Origin of the sequence: Nonomuraea rhizosphaerae, from assembly GCF_019396405.1 — a bacterium.
Taxonomy (GTDB): domain Bacteria; phylum Actinomycetota; class Actinomycetes; order Streptosporangiales; family Streptosporangiaceae; genus Nonomuraea; species Nonomuraea rhizosphaerae.
Map to the genome: position 1 here is coordinate 1 of NZ_JAHKRL010000131.1, position 5,652 is coordinate 5,652.

Annotated in this window: 5 protein-coding genes; 4 read left to right on the forward strand and 1 reads right to left on the reverse strand. The window is 68.1% G+C overall.

Annotation, left to right across the window (positions count from 1 at the left end):
- Positions 1 to 1,393: nitrate- and nitrite sensing domain-containing protein (locus KME77_RS06515; RefSeq protein WP_219462937.1), on the reverse strand; the 1,393-nt coding region annotated here is incomplete at its 3' end.
- A 577-nt stretch (positions 1,394 to 1,970) separates the two neighbouring features.
- Here KME77_RS06515 and KME77_RS06520 point away from each other — a divergent pair.
- The 4 genes from KME77_RS06520 to KME77_RS06535 are packed head-to-tail and all read left to right on the forward strand — an operon-like array spanning position 1,971 to position 5,507.
- Complete coding sequence (locus KME77_RS06520; RefSeq protein WP_246609272.1) at positions 1,971 to 2,951, forward strand: ABC transporter substrate-binding protein; 981 nt, start codon at positions 1,971 to 1,973, stop codon at positions 2,949 to 2,951.
- A complete protein-coding gene (locus KME77_RS06525; protein WP_219462939.1) occupies positions 2,948 to 3,718 on the forward strand; it encodes an ABC transporter permease in 771 nt (256 codons plus the stop codon). The genes KME77_RS06520 and KME77_RS06525 overlap by 4 nt, the downstream gene beginning before the upstream one ends.
- Entirely contained in the window at positions 3,715 to 4,476 is a 762-nt protein-coding gene (locus tag KME77_RS06530; protein ID WP_308250580.1) for an ABC transporter permease, read from the forward strand. Before KME77_RS06525 ends, KME77_RS06530 begins: the two co-directional genes overlap by 4 nt.
- A 20-nt stretch (positions 4,477 to 4,496) precedes the next feature.
- Positions 4,497 to 5,507 carry a methyltransferase gene (locus KME77_RS06535; protein WP_246609273.1) on the forward strand — a complete coding sequence of 337 codons (1,011 nt, stop codon included), beginning with the start codon at positions 4,497 to 4,499 and terminating at the stop codon, positions 5,505 to 5,507.
- Positions 5,508 to 5,652 lie beyond the last annotated feature (145 nt).

The following is a 5,652-nucleotide window of genomic DNA, read 5'->3' on the forward strand; positions in this document are numbered from 1 at the left end:
AGCGCCGCGGCGGGTCCTGCCCGGCCAGGACCAGCAGGTTCTCGCTGTTACGGCGCATACGGGTGGCCAGGTGGTCCAGCTTGAACAGGTTCGCCAGCCGGCTCTCGTCCTGCTCGCCCTGCTCCAGTCCGTCGATCAGGGTGATCTGCCGCTCCACCAGCGTCTGGCTGCGACGCGACAGGTTGACGAACATCGCGTTGACGTTGCTACGAAGCCTGGACTCCTCACCGGCCAGCCGTACGGCCTCCCGGTGAACCTCGTCGAACGCCCGCGCGACTTCCCCGATCTCGTCCTTGGAGGAGACGCCGATCGGCGGCATCTGGATGTCCTCCACGCCGACCTCGCTGGTGCGCAGCCGCTGGACGACCTCGGGCAATGTCTGACCGGCGATCCTGAGCGCGTCCGCGCGCAGCCGCCTGAGCGGCAGGACGAGCGAGCGGGCCATGACGGCGGTGATGCCGAGGACCAGGATGATCAGCACCATGACCAGGGCGATGTTCAGCACGGCGACGGTGCGGTCGGTGCCCTGGACGTCGGCGCTGCGGGTGGCGACCTGCTGCACCAGCGACTTCTGGACGCTGTGCAGGCTGTTGACGGTGTCGCTGATGGCGTCGAACCATCGGCTGACGTCGTCGGTGTTCGCGGGGTCGAGCCGGCGCAGCGACAGGCCCTTGTTCGTGAGGAAGACGGCCCTGTTCACGTAGAACTCGCCCCGGCCCACCTGGACGCTGGCGACGGTGTTGTCGTAGAACTGCCGCTGGGCCGGCGTGGCCGCGATCCGGAAGGCGGCCCGCTCGCTCTCCCGGTTGGCGCGGGCGTCGAGGAACGCCTTGTACTCGGGCTCCTCGAACGAGCCTCTGATCAGCGCGATCGCCAGCAGGCCGCGCAGCTTGGAGGTCTCCTCCTCGGAGCGGGCGACGGCGCGCAGCGCGGCGCTGGCCGAGACGAGGGCCTCGTCCGTCGAGCCCTGTGCGACCTCGTCGTAGAGCCGCAGGATGTCGCCGATGACCTCGGAGTACTTCTCCGTCGTCGGCAGGGGAGGCAGCTGGGTGCCGGTGACCGTGTCACGCAGCGAGGCGAGCTGGGTCAGCCTGACCCGCACCGCTGCCAGCTTGCGCTGGCCGAGCTCGGACAGGGAGCCCGGGACGAGGTCCGCGGCGGCCGCGTTCGTGGCCAGGACGGCGGCGTTGACCGTGCTCCGCTGGGTCGCGAGCCGCTCCTTCTCCGCCGCGGTCCGCCCGGAGGCGACGAACTGCCCGGAATAGTCGCGTTCCAGCGCCATCTCCCGTGACAGCTCACCGAGCTGCCCGACGAAGGCGCCCACACTGCTGATGTACTGGTACTGCTGCGCGCTGGTGATCGAGGTGGTGACGCGCAAGGCGCCCAGGATCACCGCCACCAGGGTAGGAATGGCGATGAGAGATATGAGGCGGGTTCGCACTCGCCAATTTCGCAGGCCAATCCCACTGCGGTGAGCGGGCGCCCGCTCTTTCGGCCTTTGAACGGTCACGGGCTGACCCTGCATGGCAGGGCTGCCTTCATGACTGCGTTCGGCCGTTGCTGTCCTCACAGGCGGCAACCTCTCGTAGGGCTGCTTAAACGAACCGGAGCCAGCGAAAGAGTGATCGCAGGCAAAGTGCGGGGCTTATTGGAGCACAGATCCGGAGGCGTGCCAACGTCTGCGGAAACTTCAAACGGTCCAATTGGTGTTCCGGGTTCGTTGAAACCTTGACAGTTTTAGCATGAAGTATTATCCGCGGCGGAGCAGCCCTGATGAAAGCCCGGTCATCAGACCTCTTACCGGACGTCTGGGTAGGGATATCACTATATGTCCGGCTATATTGCCCTTGTTCAGGAGCTGCTTTCAGGCGCTAAGGTTCTTCAGCATTGCCCCTGCCTCCTGTAATCTTCACGCTCGGCGTTCCCGCCGCCGCGCATCAGAGGCTTCCCGTGTTAGGAGAACCCCCCAAATGACACGTAAAGTGCACTGTCGCGCCCTTATCGTCGGTGTCGCGGTCAGTCTCACAATCGCCGGCTGTGGTGGAAGCAGTGAAACGCCGTCCACCGGCGGAAATGGCCTGGAGAAGACCACCATCAAAGTCGGCGCGCTGCCGATTCCCGACCCTGTCTCGCTCTACATCGCGAACGCCAAGGGCTTCTTCAAGGAGGAGGGCCTGACCGTCGAGCCGGTCACCGTCACCGGTGGCGCGGCGGCCATTCCCATGGTCAAGAGCGGTCAGCTCGACATCTCCCAGAACAACTACGTGTCCGCCTTCCTCGCCGCCAGCAAGGGAGAGAAGATCAAGCTCGTCGCGGACATGTACCAGGCCGGGCCGAACGCCTACAACATCATGGTGGCGAAGAACTCGCCGATCAAGACGGTCGCCGACCTCAAGGGCAAGAAGGTCCTGGTCAACAACCTCAGGAACATCGCCACGCTGGCCGTGACGACCCAGCTCAAGGTGGCCGGCCTCACCGAGAACGACGTCAGTTTCGCCGAGAAGCCCTTCCCCGACATGGGGCAGGCGCTCGACAACGGCGAGGCGGACGCCGCCTTCATCACCGAGCCGTTCATCACCGCCAACCAGAGCACCCGGGGCTTCCGTAAGATCGCCGACACGATGACGGGTCAGATGGAGGACCTGCCGATCGCGGGCTGGATGGCCACCGACGACTGGGCCCGCAAGAACCCGAAGACGCTGGCCGCCTTCCAGCGGGCGATCGCCAAGGCGCAGAACGTCGCCTCGACCGACCGCAAGGAGATCGAGAAGCTCCTGCCCACGTACACGAAGATCGACGCGAAGACCGCTTCGGTGATCACGCTGGGCACCTTCCCGAGCGCCCTGAGCGCCAGCAGGCTGCAGAAGGTGGCCGACCTCATGCTCGAGTACAAGTACCTCGACTCCCCGATCGACGTGAAGTCCGTCATCGCGGCACCGTCCAACGGATGAACCGTGCACGACTGCTCCGCGGCGTCGCCGGCGCCGCGGGCTTCCTCGCCCTCGGCGAGTTGCTCGTCCGGTTCGGGCCGGGCGGAGGAGATCAGTCCTTCCCCACGCCCACGACCATCCTGTACGAGGCCGTGCTCCTGCCGGCCGACGGCGAGTTCTTGCAGGGCGCACTCACGACGCTGACGAACTGGGCGCTCGGCCTGCTGATCGCGGCGGCGCTGGCCGTCCCGGCGGGAATCCTGCTCGGCGCGCTGACCCCGTTGGAACGCACCGTCCGGCCCCTGCTGGAGTTCCTGCGGCCCATCCCGTCCGTCGCGATCATCCCGCTGGCGATCCTGCTGATCCCGGTGGACGGGTTGATGAAGGTCTCCGTCGTCGTGTACGCGGCCGCCTGGCCGATCATCATCAACACCCTGTACGGCATGCATGACGTGGACCCGCTGGCCAAGGACTCGCTGCGCACCTTCGGCTTCGGTCACCTGGCGGTGCTGCGCCGGGTGAGCCTGCCCAGCGCGGCCCCCTTCATCGCGACCGGCGTCCGGATCGCCGCCGGGATCGCGCTGATCGTCGCCGTGAGCGCCGAGCTGTTCGCCGGCGGCCTCTCCGGCCTGGGCGTCTTCGTGGTCCAGGCGGGCAGCGGTAACCGGGTCGACCTCGTCATGGCGGCCACGCTGTGGGCGGGTGGCCTGGGCCTGATCGTCAACGTGGGTCTGCAGGCGGCCGAGCGGCATCTGTTCCGCTGGCACCGGGAGAAGGTGGCCTCGTGAGGCTCTTGGTGATCGCCGCCATGCTGGTGTTCTGGGAGCTCGTCGCGCGTGGTGTCGCCGACCTCGACTACCCGCCGCCCACCACGATCGTCGCCCGCATGCACGACCTGTGGTTCTCCGGGCCCGCCACCCGGCTCTTCCTCACCGACGAGGCGATGGCCAACATCCTGCCCAGCGTGGCCCGCATGTTCTCCGGCTGGCTCCTGGCCGCGCTGGTCGGGATCGTGGTGGGCGTCTTCCTGGGACGCTCCAAGGTCGCGATCGACTACGTGAACGCGCTGATCGAGCTGGGCCGCGCCATCCCGCCGCCGCTGCTGATCCCGCTGTTCCTCGTGCTGTTCCAGGGGCTGCGGCTGCAACTGGCCACGATCGTGTTCGGTGTGGTCTGGCCGGTGCTGCTCAACTCGATCGACGGGGCCAGGGCCGTGGACCGCACCTACACCGAGACCGCCAAGGTCTTCGGGCTGTCGAGGGCGCAACGCCTCGGCCGGGTCGTCATCCCCGCCGCCTCGCCCAAGATCTTCGCCGGCCTGCGGCTGAGCCTGTCCCTGGCGCTGATCCTCATGGTGATCTCCGAGGTGTTCGGCGGCACGAACGGCATCGGCTACCAGTTGCTCTACGCCCAGCGAAGCTCCGACGCCCCCGGCGTGTGGGCGGCGATCGCCCTGCTGGGTGTGCTGGGCTTCCTGGTGAACTCGCTCTTCCTGCTGGCCGAGCGCCGGGTGCTGATCTGGCACCGGCAGGCCGGCGGGGCTTGAAACAGAGGAAAGGACGAATCTTGGACGAACGTCCGCCGCACAGCCTCCTGTGGAGTGCTGTCTCCGACATCTCCCGCTTCGCTGCCCTGCTGACCATGGCCGAGCTCGGCGTCGCCGACCACCTGGCGGACGGGCCGCTCGGCGTCGAGGAGCTGGCCCGCAGGTGCGAGGCGAACGCCCCCGCGCTCCGCCGCGTCCTGCGCGAGCTGGCGAGCATGGGGCTGGTGCGCACCGTCGGCGCCCACGGCCACGAGCTGACCGAGCAGGGCGCCGTGCTCCGCTCGGACGTGCCGGGCTCGATCCGGTCCTCCATCCGGGCGCTCGGGGAGGAGGCCTTCTGGTACGCGATGGGAGCCCTGCCCACCACCGTACGGACGGGCAGCTCGGCGTTCATCGCCAAGTACGGTGTCGTGTACGACCGGCTGGCGGCCAACCCCGAGATCAGCCGTCTGTTCGACGACTACATGACCACCAGGGCCGACCAGTTCACCGAGAGCCTGACCAAGCGCTACGACTTCACCGGCGTCTCCACGCTGGTGGACGTCGCCGGCGGCAAAGGTCACATCCTGGCCACGATCCTGCACGCCAACCACCACATGCGCGGCGTCCTCTTCGACCTCGACCACGTCACCGTCCACGCCAGGGAGACGCTGAGCGCCGAGCACCTGGACGACCGGTGCGAGGTCGTGGCCGGCGACTTCTTCACCTCGGTGCCCGCCGGCGGGGACGCGTACCTGCTGGCCAGCGTCCTGCACAACTGGGACGACACCGACGCCCTGCGCATCCTGCGCAACATCCGGGGCTCGATGGCCGACGGCGGGCGGGTGCTGGTGCTGGACGTGGCGCTGCCCGACGACTCGACGCCCCACCTGAGCAAGGACCTCGACATGCGGATGCTGGCCATCTTCAACGGGGGGATGGAACGCAGCCGGCAGGAGTACGCCGACCTGTTCCGGCAGGCCGATCTGGAGCTGAGCGCCGTCGTCGAACTGGACGCCGGCTCCAGCCTCCTCCAGGCCGACCCGGTCTGACCACCCGAGCTCGCGTGTCCCTCCGGGGGCGCGCGCCGCACGCCGCGTCCGCGAAGGGCCCTGTGCCCTAGCAGGCCCTTCGCGGTCCGCGGCGGGGGAGTGCGGGCGAACGCCGGTGGCCCGGCGCCTTCGCGCCAGGCCACGG

Bases quoted from the DNA above. Each gene is read 5' to 3' on its own strand.
- KME77_RS06520 (WP_246609272.1), top strand. From the start codon at position 1,971: ATGACACGTAAAGTGCACTGTCGCGCCCTTATCGTCGGTGTCGCGGTC.
- KME77_RS06525 (WP_219462939.1), top strand. From the start codon at position 2,948: ATGAACCGTGCACGACTGCTCCGCGGCGTCGCCGGCGCCGCGGGCTTC.